Origin of the sequence: Dokdonella sp., assembly GCF_041395345.1 — a bacterium.
Lineage (GTDB): Bacteria > Pseudomonadota > Gammaproteobacteria > Xanthomonadales > Rhodanobacteraceae > Dokdonella.
In genome coordinates this window covers 129,579-148,909 of record NZ_JAWLAR010000007.1, presented here as the reverse complement: position 1 = coordinate 148,909, position 19,331 = coordinate 129,579, and the positions used below count along the sequence as shown (strand labels likewise).

At 62.1% G+C, this 19,331-nt stretch carries 20 protein-coding genes; 18 read left to right on the top strand and 2 right to left on the bottom strand.

Annotation, left to right across the window (positions count from 1 at the left end):
* Positions 1 to 19 precede the first annotated feature (19 nt).
* From R3F00_RS08285 to R3F00_RS08235, 11 genes are all read left to right on the top strand, one after another.
* Complete coding sequence (locus tag R3F00_RS08285; RefSeq protein ID WP_371281308.1) at positions 20 to 307, top strand: lipopolysaccharide assembly protein LapA domain-containing protein; 288 nt, start codon at positions 20 to 22, stop codon at positions 305 to 307.
* A complete protein-coding gene (gene lapB, locus R3F00_RS08280) occupies positions 304 to 1,476 on the top strand; it encodes a lipopolysaccharide assembly protein LapB (protein WP_371281307.1) in 1,173 nt (390 codons plus the stop codon). The genes R3F00_RS08285 and lapB overlap by 4 nt, the downstream gene beginning before the upstream one ends.
* Positions 1,477 to 1,480: 4 nt before the next feature.
* Positions 1,481 to 2,590 (top strand): glycosyltransferase family 4 protein, encoded by a 1,110-nt coding sequence (locus tag R3F00_RS08275; RefSeq protein WP_371281306.1) that lies wholly within the window; start codon positions 1,481 to 1,483, stop codon positions 2,588 to 2,590.
* A 59-nt stretch (positions 2,591 to 2,649) separates the two neighbouring features.
* The gene (locus tag R3F00_RS08270; RefSeq protein ID WP_371281357.1) at positions 2,650 to 4,473 is read left to right on the top strand and encodes a polysaccharide biosynthesis protein; all 1,824 of its coding nucleotides are present in this window, start codon (positions 2,650 to 2,652) and stop codon (positions 4,471 to 4,473) included.
* Between the two features lie 23 nt (positions 4,474 to 4,496).
* A complete protein-coding gene (galU, locus tag R3F00_RS08265; protein WP_371281305.1) occupies positions 4,497 to 5,390 on the top strand; it encodes a UTP--glucose-1-phosphate uridylyltransferase GalU in 894 nt (297 codons plus the stop codon).
* The gene (locus R3F00_RS08260) at positions 5,387 to 5,899 is read left to right on the top strand and encodes a hypothetical protein (RefSeq protein ID WP_371281304.1); all 513 of its coding nucleotides are present in this window, start codon (positions 5,387 to 5,389) and stop codon (positions 5,897 to 5,899) included. Before galU ends, R3F00_RS08260 begins: the two co-directional genes overlap by 4 nt.
* Positions 5,889 to 7,055 carry a PLP-dependent aspartate aminotransferase family protein gene (locus R3F00_RS08255; RefSeq protein WP_371281303.1) on the top strand — a complete coding sequence of 389 codons (1,167 nt, stop codon included), beginning with the start codon at positions 5,889 to 5,891 and terminating at the stop codon, positions 7,053 to 7,055. Before R3F00_RS08260 ends, R3F00_RS08255 begins: the two co-directional genes overlap by 11 nt.
* Positions 7,056 to 7,103: 48 nt before the next feature.
* Entirely contained in the window at positions 7,104 to 8,228 is a 1,125-nt protein-coding gene (locus R3F00_RS08250; RefSeq protein WP_371281302.1) for an alanine--glyoxylate aminotransferase family protein, read from the top strand.
* Positions 8,229 to 8,301: 73 nt separating this feature from the next.
* Complete coding sequence (locus R3F00_RS08245; RefSeq protein WP_371281301.1) at positions 8,302 to 9,240, top strand: 5'-nucleotidase; 939 nt, start codon at positions 8,302 to 8,304, stop codon at positions 9,238 to 9,240.
* Between the two features lie 13 nt (positions 9,241 to 9,253).
* Positions 9,254 to 9,751 carry a hypothetical protein gene (locus R3F00_RS08240; RefSeq protein WP_371281300.1) on the top strand — a complete coding sequence of 166 codons (498 nt, stop codon included), beginning with the start codon at positions 9,254 to 9,256 and terminating at the stop codon, positions 9,749 to 9,751.
* Positions 9,751 to 10,299, top strand: a complete 549-nt coding sequence (locus R3F00_RS08235) for a hypothetical protein (RefSeq protein WP_371281299.1) — start codon at positions 9,751 to 9,753, stop codon at positions 10,297 to 10,299. The genes R3F00_RS08240 and R3F00_RS08235 overlap by 1 nt, the downstream gene beginning before the upstream one ends.
* A gap of 13 nt (positions 10,300 to 10,312) precedes the next feature.
* On the opposite strand, the gene R3F00_RS08230 is transcribed toward R3F00_RS08235, so the two are convergent.
* Entirely contained in the window at positions 10,313 to 11,134 is an 822-nt protein-coding gene (locus R3F00_RS08230) for a polysaccharide deacetylase family protein (RefSeq protein WP_371281298.1), read from the bottom strand.
* Positions 11,135 to 11,295: 161 nt separating this feature from the next.
* Here R3F00_RS08230 and R3F00_RS08225 point away from each other — a divergent pair, with 161 nt between their 5' ends.
* The 7 genes from R3F00_RS08225 to R3F00_RS08195 all read left to right on the top strand — a co-directional run bounded on the left by R3F00_RS08225 (position 11,296) and on the right by R3F00_RS08195 (position 17,867).
* Positions 11,296 to 12,468: an acyl-CoA dehydrogenase family protein gene (locus R3F00_RS08225; RefSeq protein ID WP_371281297.1), complete on the top strand. Its 1,173-nt coding sequence runs from the start codon at positions 11,296 to 11,298 to the stop codon at positions 12,466 to 12,468.
* 42 nt (positions 12,469 to 12,510) lie between these two features.
* Complete coding sequence (locus R3F00_RS08220; protein ID WP_371281296.1) at positions 12,511 to 13,065, top strand: pilin; 555 nt, start codon at positions 12,511 to 12,513, stop codon at positions 13,063 to 13,065.
* Between the two features lie 8 nt (positions 13,066 to 13,073).
* The gene (locus R3F00_RS08215) at positions 13,074 to 13,628 is read left to right on the top strand and encodes a GNAT family N-acetyltransferase (RefSeq protein WP_371281295.1); all 555 of its coding nucleotides are present in this window, start codon (positions 13,074 to 13,076) and stop codon (positions 13,626 to 13,628) included.
* Positions 13,625 to 14,233, top strand: a complete 609-nt coding sequence (locus tag R3F00_RS08210; protein WP_371281294.1) for a glutathione S-transferase family protein — start codon at positions 13,625 to 13,627, stop codon at positions 14,231 to 14,233. The genes R3F00_RS08215 and R3F00_RS08210 overlap by 4 nt, the downstream gene beginning before the upstream one ends.
* 98 nt (positions 14,234 to 14,331) lie before the next feature.
* Positions 14,332 to 16,620: a thiamine pyrophosphate-dependent enzyme gene (locus R3F00_RS08205; protein WP_371281293.1), complete on the top strand. Its 2,289-nt coding sequence runs from the start codon at positions 14,332 to 14,334 to the stop codon at positions 16,618 to 16,620.
* 20 nt (positions 16,621 to 16,640) lie between these two features.
* The gene (locus R3F00_RS08200) at positions 16,641 to 17,534 is read left to right on the top strand and encodes an adenylate/guanylate cyclase domain-containing protein (RefSeq protein WP_371281292.1); all 894 of its coding nucleotides are present in this window, start codon (positions 16,641 to 16,643) and stop codon (positions 17,532 to 17,534) included.
* Positions 17,535 to 17,606: 72 nt separating this feature from the next.
* Entirely contained in the window at positions 17,607 to 17,867 is a 261-nt protein-coding gene (locus R3F00_RS08195) for a hypothetical protein (RefSeq protein ID WP_371281291.1), read from the top strand.
* Positions 17,868 to 17,916: 49 nt separating this feature from the next.
* On the opposite strand, the gene R3F00_RS08190 is transcribed toward R3F00_RS08195, so the two are convergent.
* Positions 17,917 to 19,329 (bottom strand): DUF1501 domain-containing protein, encoded by a 1,413-nt coding sequence (locus R3F00_RS08190; RefSeq protein ID WP_371281290.1) that lies wholly within the window; start codon positions 19,327 to 19,329, stop codon positions 17,917 to 17,919.
* Between the last annotated feature and the right edge of the window lie 2 nt (positions 19,330 to 19,331).

Genomic DNA, 19,331 nt, shown 5'->3' with positions numbered 1-19,331 from the left:
TCCCCTGGAGACGTTGGTCATGCGACTTGGCGTGGTGGTGATGATCCTGATTTCGGTCGCTTTTGGCGCGACCTTTGGTGCCCTGAACTCCGAGCGTATCCAGTTCGATTTCTATCTGGCCGAGCTGCAGCTGCCCAAGGGTGCGGCACTGCTGGCGGCCCTGCTGCTGGGCTGGGTGCTTGGCGGCTTGCTGGTCTGGTTCTTGCGGGTGCGGCGGCTGCGAAGCGAATTGCGTCGTTGCAAGCGCATGCTTGGCGAATCCAGGGCCGAACTGTCTACCGGCGGCAATCCTGTTGGCGACGCATGAGCGAACTCTCCCTGCTTTTCCTGTTGCTGCCTGTTGCCGCTTTCTCCGGCTGGTACGTGGCCCGGCGTGGAAGTGAGCGCACCTCGGGCGCGCGTGTCAGCGAGCTTTCCAGCAACTACTTCCGCGGCCTGAACTACCTGCTCAACGAGCAGCAGGACAAGGCCATCGAAGTCTTCCTGAAGCTCGCCGAGTACAACCGCGATACGGTTGAAACGCATCTTGCACTGGGTAACCTGTTCCGACGCCGGGGCGAGGTCGACCGGGCCATCCGCGTGCACCAGAATCTCATCGCACGGCCAAGCCTGAGTGACGAAGAAAAGACAGTGGCTCTGCTCGAGCTTGGCGAAGACTACATGCGCGCCGGCCTGCTTGATCGAGCCGAGACCCTGTTTACCGATCTGGTTTCGATGAACGCGCTTGCGCCTTCCGCATTGACCCATCTGGTGTCGATTTACCAGCATGAACGTGACTGGAACAAGGCCATCGAAAACGCCACCCGGCTGGAGGCGGCCACCGGCGAGTCCTGTGGCGCCATGATCGCCCAGTTCCATTGCGAGCTTGCCGAGCAGGCGCGCGCAGCCCGCGACTGGAAGCGCGCCAAGGAATGCCTTGCAGCAGCCCTCGATGCCGAGCCTGATTGCGTACGGGCGAGCATGATTCGTGGTCATATCGAAGCTGCCAATGACAATCTCGACGCTGCCATCAAGGCCTTCGAGCATGTCGCCGACCTCGATGTCGACTATGTGCCGGAAATCCTGTCGCCGTTGCTCGATTGCTATGCCAAGGCCCAATGCATGCAGCGAGCGGAAGAATTCCTGCTCAACATGACCGAGCGCTATCAGGGCGTTTCGCCGGTGCTGGCACTGGCCAGTCTCTACAGCAGGACCCAGGGCGAGAAGGCTGCCGTCGAATTCCTGACCCGCCAGTTGCACCAGCGTCCGTCTGTGCGAGCCCTGGTCGCCCTGATCGACGCCAATCTTCACACCGCCCGCGACGAGGCCCGGGAAAGTCTGCTGATCCAGCGCGACCTGACCCGGAAGTTGCTGGAGGGGCAGGCCATGTACCGCTGCACGCGTTGCGGTTTCGGTGCCAAGGCGCATCACTGGCAGTGTCCGAGCTGCAAGAACTGGAGCACGGTCAGGCCCATCCACAGCGTGGTTGGCGAGTAGTCGAATGCAGGGCATCGATGCTGCCTGGTTCGCCCTGCTACCGGCTTTCGTTCTGCTTTCGGCCTGTCTGACCGGGTTGAGCATCGGCTACGCACACCGTCGTCAACTGATCGATCATCCTGGCCGGAGGCGATCGCATGACCTGCCGACGCCGAGGGGTGGGGGCATCGGGATCGTGATTTCGGTAGTGGCGGGACTGGTACTCCAGGGATTTGCGCTGGACGGTTCCCTGAACTGGGGCGAGAGCCAGGTCCATTGGGGTCCCTCAGCGTTATTGATGTTGATTGCAGCGATCTCGCTGGTCGCGATCGTTGGCTGGATCGATGACCACCGTGGCCTCGGTGCGGGATTGCGCCTGGGCGCGCATTGGGCGGCCGCGGTCCTGCTCGGCTTGCCGGCACTCCTCCTGCTTGCTGCAGAATGGGCGGCGAATCCGGCCGCTGGCTGGATGGCGGCCGCCATGCTGGTTTGTTGCGTGGCCGTCGTCTGGTCGATCAACCTGCACAATTTCATGGACGGCATCAATGGCCTGCTGGCCTGCCAGGCGGTGTTCGTCCTTGTCGTGCTGGCCTGGATCTGCGCGCAGGCGGGCCGCGGTGACGCTGCATGGACGATCGCCCTGTTTGCGGCGGCCACGCTCGGATTTCTTCCTTTCAATTTCCCGCATGCGCGAATCTTCATGGGCGATGTCGGCAGCGGCGTCGTCGGACTGCTGGTCGCCGTCGCCATCGGCTGGCAAATCGCGGCCACACCCGCACTCTGGATGGCGGGACTGATAGCGGTTTCGGCCTTCATGGTCGACAGCACCTGCACGCTGCTTTCACGGATGCTCAGTGGCCGACGTTGGTATAGTGCGCACCGCGAACACCTTTATCAGTGGCTGGTGCGTTCCGGATTCAGCCACAAGGGCACGGTTGGCCTGTATATGGGCTGGAATCTGCTGGTTGTATTGCCAGCCTTGTACTGGTGTGGCGCACTGAATGCGCATGCCGGAAACTTGAGCGGGAAGGTTCAGGGAAGCCAGGCCATGCTGGCCGTCTATGCACTTGCGGTCGTGGCCTGGATTTTCGGCAAGCGCTACTGTCTCGGAAAACGACGGATCAACGGATCGTGATCAACAAAGTCATCGCCAAGATCCATCCCCGCCTCGCCGTGGTCGTCCACGATCTGACGATGGTCTGGCTGACCTGGACCGCCATCACGTCATTTCGGTGGTCGTTCGAGGCGGAGCGCCCGGAACTCGGCCTGTTCGGTCCCGAGGTCTGGCTGGTGCTGGCTGCTCAAGGTTCGATCTTCTGGATGACTGGTCTGTACAAGGGGTTGTGGCGGTTCGCCAGCCTGCCGGACCTGTGGAACATCCTTCGCGCGGCGACCCTCGGTGCGCTGGCCATCGCCATCACCCTGTTTCTCTACAATCGCCTGGCCACCGTGCCGCGTACGGTTCTGCTGGTGTATCCGCCGGTGCTCGCGGTCCTGCTGGGACTGCCGCGACTGGCCTATCGCTACTGGAAGGACAGCCGGCTCGATTTTCTCTCGCGTTCGCCGGCGATGCGCGTTCTTGTGCTCGGTGCAGGTCGCGCCGGAGACACGCTGGTGCGTGGCCTCGTACGCGAGAATCGATACCGCCTGGTGGGCATCCTCGACGACAACCAGCAGATCCGCGGTGCACGCATCCATGGTGTGCCGGTGCTGGGCAATCTCGAACAGTTGCCCGAGCTCTCGCGCGAAACCGCAGCGCAGATGCTGCTTATCGCCATGCCCTCGGCGACCAGCCCGCAGATGCAGCGCGTGGTCGGCTTGTGCGAGCAGACCGGCCTGCCATTCCGGACCATGCCCCGACTGGCTGATGTCGTGGCCGGACGCTCGAGTTTCGGTGAACTGAAGGAAGTGGCCATCGAGGACCTGCTTGGGCGCGAGCAGGTGCAGCTCGACTGGACATCGATTCGGACCGGGATCTCCGGCAAGCGCGTCCTGGTGACGGGCGGCGGCGGTTCGATCGGATCGGAATTGTGCCGTCAGGTCGCCCGCCTCGGTGCATCGGCGTTGACCATTCTTGAGTTGTCCGAATACAACCTCTATCGAATCGAGCAGGAACTGCGGCGGGAATTTCCCGATCTGCTGCTTGACGCGCGGATTGGTGACTGTGGAGACCAGCCTGGCTGCGAGCGGGTCTTCGCGGTGGCGCGGCCCCAGGTGGTCTTTCACGCCGCTGCCTACAAGCATGTCCCCTTGCTGCAGGAGCAGCTGCGCGAAGCGTTCCGCAACAACGTGCTGGGTACGCAAGTGGTCGCGCAGGCCGCCGATCGCCACGGTGCTGAAAGCGTCGTGCTGATTTCCACCGACAAGGCCGTCAATCCGAGCAGCATCATGGGTGCCTGCAAGCGCGCAGCGGAAATCTATTGCCAGAACCTTGCAACCCAGTCGAACACCCGGTTCATCACGGTAAGATTCGGAAACGTGCTTGATTCTGCCGGCTCCGTGGTTCCGCTGTTTCGCGAGCAGATACGCAAGGGCGGGCCGGTCACGGTGACTCACCCTGAGATCACGCGCTACTTCATGACCATTCCCGAAGCCTGTCAGCTGATCCTGCAGGCCAGCGTGCTCGGCAAGGGCGGCGAGATCTTCGCCCTCGACATGGGCGAGCCGGTCAAGATTTCGTACCTGGCCGAACAGATGATCCTGCTTGCCGGCAAGCAGCCCGGCCGTGACATCGAGATCGCCTATACGGGTTTGCGTGCTGGCGAGAAACTGTTCGAAGAGCTGTTCCACCCGCTCGAGAACTACCAGGCAACGACCCACGCGAAAATCTACCTGGCGCAGCCGCGCCTGATGGCGTGGAGCCTGCTCGCGATGCAGATGCAGCAAGCCGAACTCGCGGTTCGCGAATTCGATGAGCCGCAGTTGCGCCGGATACTTGATTCTCTTCTGCCGGAATTCGAGGTGCGTGACATCGAGAGTTCAGCAGAGGTCCTTCCGTTTGCAGCGCGTCCTTCCTGATTCCGGTCCTGGAGATTGATTCGATGAGTAGCGGGCGCTTGCGCAAAGTGGTCTTTCCGGTAGCCGGGTTGGGTACACGATTCCTGCCAGCAACGAAAACGGTTGCCAAGGAGATGTTGCCCGTGCTGGACCGGCCACTGATCCAGTACGCAGTCGACGAGGCCGTGGATGCCGGCGCCGACACCCTGATTTTCGTGACCAATCGCTACAAGCATGCCATCGCCGACTATTTCGACAAGGCCTACGAGCTTGAAAGCAAGCTGGCCAGATCGGGCAAGGAAGATCTGCTTGCGCTGGTGCAGGGCACCCTGCCGAGGCATGTCCGCTGCGTCTTCGTTACCCAACCGGAAGCCCTGGGCCTCGGTCATGCCGTGCTCTGTGCAAGGCCGGTTGTGGGCGACGAACCTTTCGGTGTCGTTCTTGCCGATGATCTGATCTGGAACGGAAACCCCGGTTCCGGTCGCCCCGGCGCATTGCGACAGATGTCGGAAGTGGCCGCGAGGGAAGACGCGGGTGTTCTTGCGGTCGAGGAAGTGCCGCACGCGGACACGCGCAAATACGGCATTGTGGATGCGGAGCCGATCTCGGAACGTGCCGCGCGTATTCGGCTGGTCGTGGAAAAGCCGGATCCTGCGGCGGCGCCATCCAACCTGGCCATCGTCGGACGCTACGTACTCCCCTCGAACATATTCGGATTGCTTGAGAACACCCGGCCGGGTGCCGGTGGAGAAATCCAGTTGACCGACGCCATCGAGGCGCTGCTGCACGAAAAGCCGGTTCTGGCCTACCGCTTCGAAGGCACCCGGTTCGACTGTGGCAACAAACTGGGACTGGTCCAGGCGACTTTGCACATGGCCTTGCGCGACGCCCAGATAGGCGAGGAGACCGCCAGGCTTGTAAGGAGCCTGGCGCAGTGAAAGCCGTATTGGTCGTGATCCTGCTCAGCCTGGCTCGGGCCGTGTCGGCCGACTCGAACAGTGCGCAGGCCTTCGAGCAGCTGAAGAGTATTGTCGGCCAGTGGCAAGGCGTGACCGAGCGTGGTCGCAGCCTGAGAATCGACTATGCGACAAGTGCGCGCGGCTCGGTTCTTGTCGAGACCTGGCAGCCGGGCGCATCGGGCGAGACGATTTCGGTCGTGCATCTGGATGGCAGCAGGCTCATGGCTACCCACTACTGCGGCCAGGGCAATCAGCCGCGACTCGTCATGGGTTCAAGTGACGGCAAGCGATTCGTGTTCGAGTATCTGGATGCCAGCAACCTGGCCGACCCCGATGCCTCGCATCTGCACCGGCTCGAATTTGTCCGGCAGCCCGATGGCAGCCTCGAACGCATCGAGACCTACCTCAGCGGTGCGCACTCCGAGATCAGCAAGGTCAGACTGACCCGGCTCGAACGCATCGGCGACGAGGATATCCATGGACCTTAGCTACATCCTCAACCACCTCGGCGAGGAGCGCGAGAAATATCACGGAGCGGTGGTCCCGCCGATCACCCAGTCGTCCATCTTCGCCTTCCCGAGCGTGGCCGACATGCGAACAGGGTTCTCGGATGAATTTGCCGAGCACATGTACACGCGCGGCAACAATCCCACCGTCGCGATCCTGCGCAAGAAGGTGGCGGCACTGGAGGGCGCCGAGGACTGTCTTGCATTCGGCAGCGGTGCCGCTGCGATTGCCGCGGCTGTATTTGCCAGCGTGCGCAGTGGAGACCACGTCGTCTGTGTGGCCCGACCCTACAGCTGGACGCGCAGTCTGCTGCGTGACCTGTTGCCGCGATTTGGCGTAGCCACCACCTTCGTGGATGGCACCGATACCGGCAACTTCGAGCGCGCTCTCGAGTCCGCGACGCGGCTCATCGTTCTCGAGAGTCCGAACTCGATGACCTACGAACAGCAGGATCTGGCTGCCGTCGCCGCACTGGCTCGCGAACGCGGTATCCGGACTCTCTGCGACAACAGTTACGCAACACCGCTCAACCAGTCGCCGCTTGCCGACGGCATTGATCTCGTCGTGCATTCGGCAACCAAGTATCTCAATGGCCACAGCGATGTCGTGGCCGGGATGCTGTGCGGCAGCCAGGCGATCCTGCGCGATGTGTTCAAGGGCCCGTACATGACCTTCGGGGCCATTCTTTCGCCGCACGATGCATGGCTTCTGTTGCGCGGCATGCGCACCCTGGCTGTGCGCATGGAGCGCATTGCCGCGACAACCGCGAAGGTACTGGCTTTTGCCGAGGGGCACCCGAAAATCCGGCAGGTCTACCATCCGCAAGCCTCATCGAATCCGCAACTCGGCCTGACCGAGCGCCAGCTCCGCGGCTCCAGCGGCCTATTGACCATCGAGCTCGATGCCGAGGACGTTGCCGGCGTGGAGCGCTTCTGCGATGCCTTGCAGCGATTCCTCATGACCGTGTCCTGGGGTGGCTACGAATCACTGGCGTTTCCGGTTTGTGCGGTGTTTCCGCCCAACGCGCCGCTGCATTCGGCATCGCCGGTATCGCTGGATCTGGTCCGACTCTCGGTGGGTCTGGAAGAGGCGGACGTGCTGATTGCCGATCTCGACCAGGCACTGTCCCGAATCTGAGCCGGTCCCTGCTGTCTCCATCCCTTCATGACTTCGACAAGGAACTCCATGTCCAGTTTTCAGCCACCCGACGTCCTCCTGCTGGGACCGGGTCCTTCACCCGTATCTTCTCGCGTGCTTGATGCCATTGCGCGTCCGACCATTGGCCACCTCGACCCCCGCTTCATCGGCATGATGGAAGAGCTGAAGGAGTTGCTGCGCTACGCGTTCCAGACCCGCAACGCGCTGACCGTTCCGATTTCTGCCCCGGGTTCGGCGGGCATGGAAGCGGCATTCGTCAACCTGATCGAACCCGGCGACAAGGTGGTCGTCTGCCAGAACGGCGTCTTTGGCGCTCGCATGCGTGAAAACGTCGTGCGCATCGGAGCGACGCCGATCATGGTCAGTGATCCTTTCGGCAAGCCGATTGACCTTGAAAAGGCGGAAGCCGCACTCAAGGCCAATCCGGGCGTCAAGGCGCTCGCCTTCGTGCATGCGGAAACCTCGACGGGTGTCGAATCGGATGCCGCGGTGCTGTGCGCGCTGGCCCGGGAGCATGGAGCCCTGAGCATTGTCGACGCGGTCACCAGCCTGGGCGGCATCCCCTTGCTTGCCGACGAATGGGGCGCGGACGCCATCTATTCCGGGTCTCAGAAGTGCTTGTCCGCCCCGCCGGGGCTGTCGCCGGTAACATTCAGCGAACGGGCGGTAGAGGCCCTGAAATCCCGGCGCACACCGGTGCAGAGCTGGTTCCTCGATCTGAGCCTGATCATGGGTTACTGGCAAGGTGGCGGCGCGCGCGCCTACCACCATACCGCTCCGATCAACATGTTGTACGGGCTGCATGAAGCCCTGCTGATCCTGCGCGAAGAGGGACTTGACGCTGCATTTGCCAGACATCGTCACAATCATCTGAGACTCAGGAAGGGTCTGGATGCCATGGGCCTCGAGTTGTTGGTCGCCGAAGAGTCGCGCTTGCCCCAGCTGAATGCAGTCGTGGTTCCCGAAGGCGTCAGCGAGATGGAAGTACGCAAGCGTCTGCTCGACGAATTCTCGATCGAGATCGGTGCAGGTCTCGGCGAACTGGCCGGCAAGATCTGGCGGATTGGCCTGATGGGCGCAGGTAGCAACGAACGAAGCGTTGATCGCGTCCTCGAGGCACTGGCCGTCTGCACTGGACGCAAGGCCGCTTGAGTGCAGCAGCGTTTGCCTGCGCCTGGCATCGGTTCGTGGGCGAATCTGCCGGCATTGCCTTAAGATCACCGGCATGAGCACTCCGGTTTCCCCTGGTCCTCCTGAAGAACAGGTCTCCACGCAGAAGCTTGTCGTGGCGATTTCTTCGCGGGCGCTGTTTGACCTTGGCGACAGCCATGAGTTGTTCGAGCGCCAGGGACTGGATGCCTACGCGCGCTACCAGATCGCGCATGAAGACGAGTTGCTCGCGCCCGGCATCGCCTTTCCGCTGGTGCAGAAGCTGTTGCGACTGAACTCGCTGGCTCCGGAGGCCCCGAGGGTCGAAGTCATCCTGCTCTCGAGAAACTCTGCCGATACGGGACTGCGCATCTTCAATGCCATCGAGCACTACGGGCTTGATATCGTCCGCGCCGCTTTCACCAACGGCGCCCCCACTGCGGCCTATGCGCACCCTTTCGGCGCCAACCTTTTCCTTTCCGCGAATGTCGATGATGTGCGGCGTGCGCTAACGGCGGGAGTGGCGGCGGCAACCATTCTTCCATCCAAGGCGCCAGAACTGCCCTCGGAACAGTTGCGTATCGCGTTTGATGGCGATGCGGTGATCTTTGGCGACGATTCCGAGCGCGTCTCCCGGGATGAAGGACTGGAAGCCTTTCATCGCAACGAGACCGAACGGGTCAATGAGCCTCTGGCAGTCGGACCCTTCCGCAGCTTTCTCGAGTTGCTGCACAGTATCCAGGCCGCCTTCCCGATAGAGAATTCTCCGATTCGCACCGCGCTTGTCACGGCGCGGTCGGCACCGGCGCACAAGCGCGTCATCCTTACCCTGCGAAACTGGGGCGTGCGCCTGGACGAGGCGCTGTTTCTCGGCGGCCGTTCGAAAGGGCCGTTCCTTGAAGCCTTTGGTGCAGACATCTTCTTCGACGACTCCATGCTCAATGTCGATTCGGCACGACAGCACGTGGCTACCGGCCACGTTCCGCATGGCGTTCACAACAGACCGGATCAGTAGGAGGTTTGTTGAAATGAGCAACATCGACGACTTCATCATCATCAACGAGGCCGAACAGGGGCCGGCATTCGCGACGGAACTGTTCCAGCGCAAATACAAGCTGCCGGTTCCGGAATTTCCGCATCATGTGGTCGCCTGTTTCCGCGAGCCTGATGGCAGGTTTTCAGTGGCCTGCTACATCCACTTCACGGATTGCGGCGACATCCTGCTGGGTGGCGGCGCCTGTGTGGATGATCGCGTCCTGCGCAGGATGAGCGCCGAGCAACGCGACTGCGTCCGGGCTTCCGGCGGGCTGTACCAGCACACGCTTGGCTGGGCCCTGCGTCACTTTGGCCCGCGTTATTCGGCTGTATTCGGTTACTGCGGCGACGCCCTGGCCGAGCGCGTGGATCGCGCGGTCGGGTTTGAGTCGACCCGCCACGATCGTCTGCTCGTCTACTGGACGCGAGAAGTCGAGCGGAGGCTGCAGGACCAGATGATAGCCAAGGCACACTCCTTTGAACCGTTCTAGTGAGCACGATCATGCATAGCGGAGAACACTTCGATGCGCGCGAAGGCCTGCCGGAAAGCCTGCGCGAATTCATCACCATCACCGAGATTGACCACGGCGACTTCCTGGTCAGCGACTTGTTCAAGCGCAAGTTCGGCCATCCGCCGCCTGGCCAACCGCGACATCTCGTGGGCCTGTATCGGGATGCCGAGGGCAGCCTGCATCTGGCCGGTTATTCGCACATGATGCCGTTTGGTGATGTCTATCTGTCCGGAGGCTCATGCACCAACGGCGATACGGTGCGGCGCATGACAGAGGCGCAGCGAAGCGCACTGCGCGATGCGGGTGGTCTCTGGTTCCACATCGTGAAGTACGCATTTCGCAAGTATGCCGATTGCTGTGATGCCTTCTTCGGCCATTGCGGGGACCCCCGCGCGCTTGAGGTTTCTCTAGCCGCCGGCTTCATCAAGACCGAACATCCGCATGTCATCGTCAACTGGCACAAGCCATTGCATCCGAATATCCAGCGCGCCCTGATCGCCAAGGTGCATGCGCTCGGAGCATTCTGAGCCGCGCTTCCGGTTAGCCCGCAAGGATGTCGCGCAGCGCCTCGGGTGTTTTCCAGTGCCAGCCACAGATGTAGCGGGGCAGGTTCCAGCGGTCACTGTCCAGCGTAACCGGCACGGCACCATCGCCCATCGCGGCAAGCATTCCGTGTTCATCAGCAAATCGCGGGAAATACTCGGCTCGGAGGTATTCGGGCACATGGCTGAACGGATAGCAGAAGATTTGCGTGCGTGAAGGCGCGATGCGCTCATTGATGTAGTCGGTTGCCGCTGCAATTTCTGCCCTGGCGCGAGGGAGACTGTCCACTTCCAGGAACGAGCCGCGCTGCATGCCCTCGAGGCCGGGCAGCTTCACGGCCGGGTGGTTGTGATCCCAGCTGTGGTTTTCTATGCCGATCAGTCCGGAGCGTTGGGCGTCCTTCCACCATGCTTCGCTCATCCAGCCGCGGCCGGCGAGGCAGCCGCGGTCGATATGTTCGCGTGCTTCGGGCGATGCGATGACAAAGCAGGTCAGATGCAGATCGGGCTGCGCATCGACACCGAATTCGGCTTCAAAATCGAGAAGGCAGTTGTACAGACTGCGCTGGGGTCCGTGAATCGGATGGTCGAGATCATTGAAGTCGAAGTTCGAGCCATCGTCGCAGGTGAGGGCGACGCAACCTTCCAGATCGCGATTGCCGCTGCCAACGACCTGCTCGACAACCCACTGCAAGGGCACGATGCGCAGGCCGAGTTCATGGATCAGGCGGAGGTCGGCGGCAAACGCCAGCGGATCGTTGCTGGCGTAGTCGTTGCCGGCAATATTGACGGCGTGGTAGGCAAGAACGGGTACGCGCATGGGTCAGGGAGCATGGAACGGGCGGCCAGCATAGAGGTCGATGCAGTCATCGCCAATAGCAGCGATTCTCGCTGATGTGCAGGTTTGTCGCACAGACGGCAGTGTTCCCGCCTCGCCGCGCCGTTTACAATAGCCTGCTTTGCCACCCCCGGATCCCAGCCATGGCCGCTACACCGCTCAATCCCGTCGATCTCTACGATGTCCGTTCGCTGCTCACCGAAGAAGAGCAGGCCGTACAGGACACGGTGGCCCGCTTTACCGACGAGCGCGTGATTCCCATCATCGGCGACTGTTTCGACAAGGCCGTGTTTCCGCACGAACTCGTTCCTGAAATGGCCGAGCTGGGTCTTCTCGGTTGCAGCTTGCCGACGGAATACGGTTGCGCCGGCCTGAACTCTGTCAGCTACGGGCTGATCTGCCAGGAACTTGAGCGCGGCGATTCCGGCATCCGCAGTTTCGCCTCGGTGCAGTCGTCCCTGTGCATGTACCCGATTTTCGCCTACGGGACCGAGGAGCAGCGCCAGCGCTGGCTGCCCGACATGGCCGCCGGAAAGGTCATCGGCTGTTTCGGGTTGACCGAACCGCAAGGCGGGTCCGATCCGGGCAGCATGAAGACCACGGCGAAAAAGGATGGCGCCGACTGGATCCTGAACGGATCGAAGATGTGGATAACCAACGGCAACCTGGCCCATATCGCCATTGTCTGGGCGCAGACCGAGGACGGCATCCAGGGCTTTGTGGTCGAGAAGGATTTCCCCGGCTTCAAGGCCCAGGAAATTCACAAGAAGATGAGCTTGCGCGCATCGGTCACCTCGGCCCTGTTCTTCGACAACGTGCGTGTCCCCGAAGCCAACCGCCTGCCGAACGTCAAGGGCCTCAAGGGTCCGCTGGGCTGCCTGACCCAGGCGCGCTACGGCATCACCTGGGGCCCGATCGGTGCCGCTATCGCGTGCTTTACCGAAGTGCTGGACTATTCCAAGAATCGCATCCTGTTCAAGCAGCCGATTGCCTCGCGCCAGGCGGTCCAGCTCAAGCTGGCCGACATGGCCCGGCGTATCACCACGGCCCAATTGCTCTCGTTGCAACTGGGCCGGCTCAAGGATGCCGGCACGATGCAGCCAACCCAGGTTTCGCTGGCAAAATGGAACAACTGCCGCATGGCGATCGACATCGCCCGCGAAGCACGCGATATCCTTGGTGGTGCCGGAATCACCACGGAGCACTGCCCGATTCGGCACGCGCTGAACCTGGAGTCGGTGATTACCTATGAAGGCACCGAGACCGTGCACCAGCTCGTGGTCGGAAGAGAGGTAACCGGCATCAATGCGTTCTGATGGCCGGATGATGTTGCGGCGATGCCCACAGTGGAGAATGGAATGCGTCAGGCGATAACGACGTTCGTTGCGGCCCTGCTCGGTGTGCTGGTTGCCCAGTTCGCATTTCATTTCTACGAGCGCTACGAGGATGAGCGCGCGGAAGCCGCCCTTGATGCCGAACTGCAGGCCAGGGTCGAACAGGGCAGGCAGTTGGCGGAGCAGACCTTGGCCGAACAGCGTGCTGCACAGGCGATCCGGGAAGCCCTGATCGCGGCTTCCGGGGCCAAGGTTTCCGTTTCCGAGTACTACATGACGACCGGGCAAATGCCGGCCAGCAATGCCGAAGTGGGTCTCGGGGAACCCGACTCCTATCGGGGGCAAAGTCTGCTTTCAATGCAGGTAGCCGACGGCGGAAGAATCGTGCTTGCCTTCGATGCGGCTTCCGGAGTCGAAGGCGGAACGATCGAGTTGACGCCCGATCTGGCCGGGCATGAATCAATGGGGGTGCAATGGCTGTGCACCACGAACGATTTTGTCAACGTGGCTCGAGCCTGGCCCGGCTCGGGCTGCGAATACACCGGACAACAAGGAAGCGGTGCCGCTTCAAGCCAGTAGAACTGTCGATGGACGCGTCGCGCAATCGCATTGAAACCGAACGCCTGATCCTGCGTCCGCCGGAAGCGCAGGATTTCGAGCCCTGGGCAGCGTTCGCGGCCGATGCCGAGGTCATGCGTCACATGGGTGGCGCACAGCCGCGCTCGTCCGCGTGGCGCGGTTTCATGACCATGGCAGGCGCCTGGCAAATGCAGGGGTTTGCGATGTTCTCGGTGATCGACAAATCATCCGGCAAATGGATCGGTCGCCTCGGCCCCTGGATGCCCGACGGCTGGCCCGGCAGCGAAGTCGGCTGGGGAATCGCTCGCGAATACTGGGGCAAGGGGTTGGCGAGGGAAGGCTCGATTGCGGCCATGGACTGGTCGTTCGAAACGCTGGGCTGGAGCGAAGTGATCCATACGATTTCGTCCGACAACACGGCGTCGAAGGCGCTCGCCAAGCGACTGGGGTCGAACTACAGGGGCATCGGGCATCTGCCGCCACCGATCGACATGGACATTGAAATCTGGGGCCAGACGCGCGCCGAGTGGCAGGCCCGAAAGTGGGCGGGAGAACGCGAATGATGACCGTGTATGGCATGAAGGTCTCGGGCAATTGCTACAAGCTGCAACTGCTGTTGGCGCGCCTGCAGAGGCGCTATCGCTGGGTCGAGGTCGACAGTGCACGTGGCGAGACCCGAAGCGCCGAATTCCTGGCTCGCAATCCGAACGGCAAGGTTCCGGTACTGGAGCTGGAAGATGGTCGGGTCCTGACCGAGTCCAATGCCATTCTGTGCTTCCTGGCCGAGGGCAGTACGCTTATGCCGGAGGATCGCTGGCAGCGCGCACTCGTCCTGCAGTGGCTGTTCTTCGAGCAGTACAGCCACGAACCGTATATTGCCGTGGCGCGCTTCATCCGCTTGTTTCTGCCCGCGGATCACCCTCGCCGGGGCGAATTGCCGCGCCTGCTCGAGCGCGGGCACCAGGCACTGGCGGTCATGGAGCAGCACCTTGCCGAGAGTCGAACCTTCTTCGTCGGAGACTCGCCGACCATCGCCGACATTGCCCTGTTCGCCTACACCCATTGCGCTGCCGAAGGCGGATTCGACCTGTCGGGCTACCCGGCCATTCTGACCTGGCTGGCATCGGTGCGGGCGCAGCCCGATTTCATCGCCATGGCCAGCGCCTGAACGTGGCCTCGGCCGATGCGGCGTCTTCATTGCCTGCATCGGCAACGGCTGCCAAGCCGGCTACAATAGTCGACTCACCGAATCCCGAATCCTCACCCATGGCTGTCGTTACTCCGGTTCCGCGTCCCGTCATCGCTGCGCGCCATCGCGGCCTCAACCGCGCCGATATCTGCGATCAGAACTTCATCGAGTTCGTACGCGACTGGGATGGTCCGGTCGGAGCCAGGCCTTCCACGCGAGCGGCTGTTGTTCCCGGCAGCGCCTGCACGGCAGCCGACTTCCTTGATCTGTTCGAATCACAACTGATTTCGCGCCACCTGGATCTGATGGCGCGCGTGCTGAGGGTGCGCAATCGCGTCTTCTACACGATCGGTTCGAGCGGGCACGAGGGCAACGCCATGGTCGCCCGGCTCAGCCGGCATACCGATCCGGCCTTCCTGCATTACCGCTCGGGTGCGTTCATGGCCGAGCGCTTTCGCAAGCTGCCGGGCATGGATCCAATCATGGATTCAGCCCTGTCGTTTGCGGCGAGCAAGGACGATCCGGCATCCGGTGGCCGCCACAAGGTCTGGGGTTCCAAGCCGCTATGGGTATTGCCGCAGACCTCGACGATTGCCTCGCACCTGCCCAAGGCACTGGGTACGGCATTGGCGATCGAGCAGGCCGGACGCATTGGCCACGCCCTGCCGATTCCCGACGACTCCATTGTCATCTGTTCCTTTGGTGATGCGTCCTCCAACCATGCCACTGCGCAAACGGCGTTCAACGCCGCAGGCTGGACGGCCTACCAGAAATTGCCGGCACCCGTGCTGTTCGTCTGCGAGGACAATGGCATCGGCATCTCGGTGAAAACACCGGGCGGCTGGATTGAACGCAACTTCAGCGAGCGCCGCGACCTCGACTACTTCTACGCCGATGGTCTGGACCTCGCCACGGGCTACGCCGATGTCGCAAGAGCGATCGAGCACTGCCGCCGCACGCGCCGGCCGACCTTCCTGCATCTGCGCACCACACGCATCATGGGTCACGCCGGTACCGACTTCGAGATCGAGTGGCGCAGCGTGGAAGAACTGGTCCAGGTCGAGGCCAGCGATCCGCTCCTGCGTTCGGCGGCGATTGCTCTCGAATCGGGCTTGCTCGACAAGGATGAGCTGCTGGCCCGCTATGAGACGGTCCGCGCCCGCTGCTTTGCCGCGGCAGACGAGGCCGACCGCAGGCCCAAGCTGTCCCAGCTCGCGGAAATCGTCGCTCCGCTTGCACCCTACACACCACACGCAGTCAAGGCCGAAGCCGATCGCAGCGACTATCAGGACAGGCGTCTCGACATCTTTGGCGGTGAACAGAAGCTGCCGGAAAACCAGCCGCCGCGCCATCTGGCCATCCAGATCAACCAGGCCCTGCACGACCTGTTCTGCAAGTATCCCGAGGCGCTGATGTTTGGCGAAGACATCGCCCAGAAGGGCGGTGTCTACACGGTGACGAAGGGACTGCACAAGGCGTTCAAGAACAAGCGCGTTTTCAACACGCTGCTGGATGAGACCATTATCCTGGGCCTGGCTCAGGGCTACGCCAACATGGGCATGCTGCCGATACCGGAAATCCAGTACCTGGCTTATTTCCACAATGCCTGCGACCAGATTCGCGGAGAAGCGGCCTCCCTGCAATTCTTCTCCAACGACCAGTACCGCAACCCGATGGTCGTGCGCATTGCCGGTCTGGGCTACCAGAAGGGCTTTGGCGGGCATTTCCACAACGACAATTCGCTGACTGCCCTGCGCGATATTCCGGGCCTGGTGGTGGGCTGTCCGAGTCGCGGCGACGATGCTGCGCTGATGCTGCGTACGCTCGCCGCACTGGCCAAGGTGGACGGTCGGGTCAGCGTATTCCTCGAGCCTATTGCCCTGTACATGACCAAGGACCTCCATGAGGCCGGCGACGGGAAATGGCTGTTTTCCTATCCTGCGTCGAATCAGTCGATGACTTTGGGCGAGGGCAGGGTGTATGCCGCCGAAGCAACGGATCTGGTCATATTCAGCTACGGAAACGGCGTGCCCATGAGCCTGCGCGCGGCCCGCGAGATCGAATCCCGGCGAGGCTGGAAAGTGCGCGTCGTCGACCTGCGCTGGCTTGTTCCGCTGAATGAAGCCTTTATTGCCGAACAGGCTCGCGATGCCCGTTGCATACTCGTGGTCGACGAAGGCCGCCACTCGGCCGGAGTGGGAGAGGGCGTCATCACCGCCATTGTCGAGGCCGGATTTGGCGCCACACCACTACAGCGCGTGGTCGGCGCGGATACCTATACCCCGCTGGCCGGAGCCGCCCTGGCAGTGCTTCCGGCTGACGCGGATATCGTAGCGGCGGCTGATGTTCTGGAGCCGCTTCACTGAATGCCCTATCATCGGATGCAATGAGCGCAAGTTCCACGCTGACAATACTGTTTGCCGACGTGTCGGGCAGCACCAAGCTGTTCGAGCTGCGCGGCAACGTGGCTGCGCGCGACATTATCGCCGCGGTGCTTGAAGCCCTGACGGAAGTCGCCAACCGACATGGGGGCAAGCTGATCAAGACGATCGGCGACGAGATCATGTGCACCTTTCCCAGTGCAGTGCAGGGCTTGCTGGCTGCAACCGACATGCAGCGCCGGATGAAGTCCGATGAAGCCTTTGTCCAGGACAATATCGGCATTCGAATCGGCCTGCACCATGGCGAAGCCCTGGTCGAAGAGACCGACGTCTTCGGCGATGCCGTGAACGTGGCTGCGCGCATGGCGGCGCTGGCCAAGCGCGACCAGATCGTGGCCACGGCAAGTACGGCCCTGAACATCACCAACGCCGCTGGCGTGCGTGTGCGTTCGATAGGAACGGCCCGGGTCGCCGGAAAACTCCTGCCGATCGAGATCGTCGATGTCATGTGGCAGGAAGACGTGTCCCATGTCACCACCGTGCAGCGCGTCGTCCAGTTTGCCAAGGCCAAGCGCGTCGTATTGACCCTGCGCTACCTCGACCGGGAATTCCAGATCGATGAACTGGCCGATCCGTTCACGCTCGGGCGCGAGGAAAGCCATAGCCTGACCATCGAATCGGACTGGGTTTCGCGCGATCACGCCATGATCGAGTGGAAGCGCGGCCACTTCATCCTTTCCGACCGTTCCACCAATGGCACCTGGGTCAAGATCGGCAACGAGGAACTCCTCGTCCACCGGGACGCCTTCCACCTGCGCCGCAGCGGCACCATCAGCCTCGGCCAGGCCCACGCCGCCGGAGACGGCAACCTGCTGCATTTCGAGTGTGGAGAGGCTTAGGAGCCGGGATTGGGGATTGGGGATAAGTGATTCGGTAGAGGCTGGCTAGCCGACTTCTGACGAACTCCGCCAATGGCGCGCATCCACGTTGAACAACACAGTTGTCAAGGCGACGGCCATAACGTCGACCACCGATACGCTTACTCAGAGTTCGATTGGTGCAACAAGGGGAATCGATTCGGCACACGTGATCATTTTCAAAATCCCGGCAGCGAATACGAGAAGCGCGCGGACGGTCCTGAAGAAGATGAATTGCCTCTCCATGAACTCCTGAGCCTCCCATTCAACTCGGCATCTGATGAGCACGTGATGGCTGGGTGTGTGACAGGGTAGGCCGAAGCTGCTTTCCGAATCCCGAATCCCGAATTCCGACTCCCGGCTCTCAATCAAATCCACTCGCAAACAGCGTGTCGAAATTCGTCGGCGGCAGATCGGGGCCCTGGAAGATTCCCATGGGCGTGTAGCCGGAGTAGCCGGGGAAGACGTAGTAGATGTTGGGGTTGGCCATGCGCCGGATCAGGGCTTCCGAGATGATGCGCCGGTAGTCCGTGGTGACGGCGACATCGGTGCCCTGGTAGAGGTTGGCATTGTCCAGGCCGGGGAATGTGCCGTAGACCTGCCCGCCGTTGACCGAGGCGCCCAAGGCCATCATCACGTTGCCATAGCCGTGATCGGTGCCACCGTCGGCGTTTTCCTGTACCCGCCGCCCGAACTCGCTGACCACGATCACGCTGGTCTTCTGCATGAGGTTGCCCGAGGCGCTGCTGGCCAGGTCCGTGTAGAAGGCGCTCAATCCCTTCGACAGGCTCTCGACCTGGTTGCCGAAGTAGTCGTAGGTATTGGCGGGATTGCCCTGGCCTACGTGCGTGTCCCAGCCACCGAGGTCGATGGTCGCGACGCGCATGCCGAGATTGGTCTTGATCAGTTGGGCGACATTGCGCAACTGATTGCCGAAATCCTGGTTGCTGGCCAGGCTGTAATCGGCGCCACCGCTGGGCTGGTAGCCACCCGGGTTGCTGGTCGCGTTGTAGAGACCGAAGTTGATCGGGCGCAGCAGGTCCAGCGAGGCGAGGGTCTCTACACCTGCGGCCTCGAGCTGGGTCGCGCTGCCATTCCAGAGCGCATGCATGCGTGATACCGCGCCGACCAGGCCGGCACCGGCATCGTCCTCATCCCACGACCAGTGAAACCCGTCGATGCGGAAATCCGACGCACTGTTCATCGTGATGGCGTCGGACGAACCGAGCAGGCTGCTGGCCGTGATATTGCCGAGCGAGGTCGCTGGCAGCGGCACGACAGCGGGAAGGCCGCCGCTGGCGAGATGCCGGGTCAGCCAGCCGATCTCGTTGCCAGTGCCGCCGCCAAAGCCGAATTCGAGATTGGCCTGCGCGTCGAAGTGACTGCGGATGACGGGAATTGGCTGGGATTGTCCTGCCGCGACAACAAAAGCCAGATGATTCTGGTTGAACAGGGTGCGCAGTCCGGTGGCGCGCGGATGCAGCGCCCATTGCGTTCCATTCAGGCTCAATGCCGCGCCCGTGCCGGTAGTGGGAATGCGTGTCGAATTGCGGGCGGCCTCGTAGGCTGCACGGTACGGGCTGCTGGCGCCGGGTGGCAGCAGGCTCAGGCCATCCATCGCGCCACGCAGGAATACGATGACGAGCGTGTCGTCGGTTGCCGTCGCCGGTGCTACATCCGGTGGGCCGAAATAGGCCAGGGCGCGGCTGCTGCTGCCACCGGCAATCGCGGCTACAGCACAGCCCTTGAGGAAATCGCGTCGGTCGAGTCTGGTCATGT